The organism is Megasphaera sp. UBA4382, from assembly GCF_002391155.1.
GTDB lineage: Bacteria > Bacillota > Negativicutes > Veillonellales > Megasphaeraceae > Megasphaera > Megasphaera hexanoica.
Genome location: NZ_DGRS01000038.1, coordinates 1 through 1,959 on the forward strand (window position 1 = coordinate 1; position 1,959 = coordinate 1,959).

Consider the following 1,959-nt stretch of genomic DNA (forward strand, 5'->3'; position numbering starts at 1 on the left):
AAGGCCGCAATATCAGCATTTCCCAGGTACGCCGCCCTCTGGGCATCAGCTATGTCCTCGAACCGGATCATATGGAACTGCTCCCGGCAGCGCGGCAGGAACGGTCTGCCTTGGAACTGCGCCAACAGCCCCTGCCCGAAGGGGAAGTCATGAAGAAATATGGCCGCGACGCCCTGGGCATGGTGCTGCTTTGGGATCCGGTCATGGATGAAAACGCCCAGGTACCGCCCCTGCGGACGAAACAGCCCGTCGTATCACCCTGTGCCTTCCGTATTACCAAGGACGGCGTCCTCCTCAGGAATCCCGATTTCGATACGCTTATCATGGAATGGAAAGCCAAAGGATACGCTGTCTGGCCGCTGGTCGATAATAACTTCAATCCCGGCCAGACCCACGACATACTGAGCAAAAAAGAGCTGCGGGAACAGCTTATCAAGGAACTCATCGGCTATGGCATCCTCTATGAATTTTCCGGGTATAATATTGATTTTGAAAACGTCAACTACGGCGATAAAGACCTGCTTACCCGGTTTGTCGGCGAATTTTCCGACGCCGCCCGGGCGTATGGCCTGAAAACGTCCATCGATGTGACGCCTCTTTCGGACAGCCCCAACTGGTCCCTCGTGTACGACCGGGCGGCCCTGGGACAGAGCGTCGATTACGTCATGCTCATGGCTTATGACCAGGTGGGCCGCACCAGCCCCGTGCCGGGCCCGACGGCCACATACCCGTGGGTGCAGACGGCCATACAGAATACGCTGAAATTCGTTCCCGCCCATAAAGTTGTCCTGGGCATGCCTCTTTACATGCGGATTTGGTATGAAGCAGACGATGGTAAAGACCTTCCCAAAGACATAGAAAGCTGGCCTGAATCTGTCAAAGCAACCGTCCCCCCGGCAGGTACAGCACCCGCCCGGACAGGTACGGCAAAGGCGAAACCGAAACTGTTCGTCCGCACCCTCACCATGGCTGACAGCCACCGTGTCCGCGAAAAATATGCCTCTTCCATCACCTGGGATGCAGACTTGGGACTGTATTACCTCGATACCCGCCTTCCCAAGGGAAGACTGCGCATCTGGTTTGAAGATGAAAAGTCTCTCAAAGAAAAAAAAGACCTCATCCACACCTATCAGCTGGCCGGTGCCTCCTTCTGGCGCAAAGGCTTTGAACCGGAAAACTTTTGGCACGGATTTGCAAAACATGAATTGACTTGACGTTACAACCCCTTTATAATAGAAAGGTCAACAACCTTACCTTCTATTTTATTTACGACGTGGGGGGTCGAAGAATGGAAAAATACATTCCACAAGAAATAGAAAAGAAATGGCAGAAAATCTGGCTTGATAATAAAGTAGATAAATGCCCGGACGAAAGTGACAAGCCCAAGTACTACGTACTGGAAATGTTCCCGTATCCGTCGGGCAATCTGCATATGGGCCATGTCCGCAACTACGCTATAGGCGACGTCATTGCCCGTTATAGAAGAATGATTGGTTACAACGTCATTCATCCTATGGGATTCGATGCATTCGGCATGCCGGCAGAAAATGCGGCTATCCAGCATAATATCCCGCCTGCAAAATGGACCTATGACAACATAGCCAACATGGAACGGCAGCAGAAATCCCTGGGCCTGTCCTACGACTGGGACCGGGAAGTTGCCACCTGCCATAAAGAATATTATAAATGGACACAGTGGATGTTCGAACTGATGTATAAACGGGGCTTGGCATACCGCAAGGAAGCCAAGGTCAATTGGTGCGAACATTGCCACACCGTCCTTGCCAACGAACAGGCTGAAGGCGGCGTCTGCTGGCGCTGTGACAACCCGGTCGTCAAGAAAGACCTCAAACAGTGGTTCTTCAAGATTACCGATTATGCAGACCGTCTCCTCGACGATCTGGACAAGCTGCCGGGCTGGCCGGAACGGGTCAAGACCATGCAGCGCAACTGGATCGG

At 52.8% G+C, this 1,959-nt stretch carries 2 protein-coding genes; both read left to right on the forward strand.

What is annotated here, in order from left to right; translation table 11 throughout:
• On the forward strand, positions 1–1,214 hold a 1,214-nt coding region (locus B4H10_RS04210), incomplete at its 5' end, for a glycosyl hydrolase family 18 protein (protein WP_292018242.1).
• Between the two features lie 74 nt (positions 1,215–1,288).
• Positions 1,289–1,959 (forward strand): class I tRNA ligase family protein (locus B4H10_RS04215; RefSeq protein ID WP_292018243.1); only part of this gene is annotated, 671 nt, incomplete at its 3' end.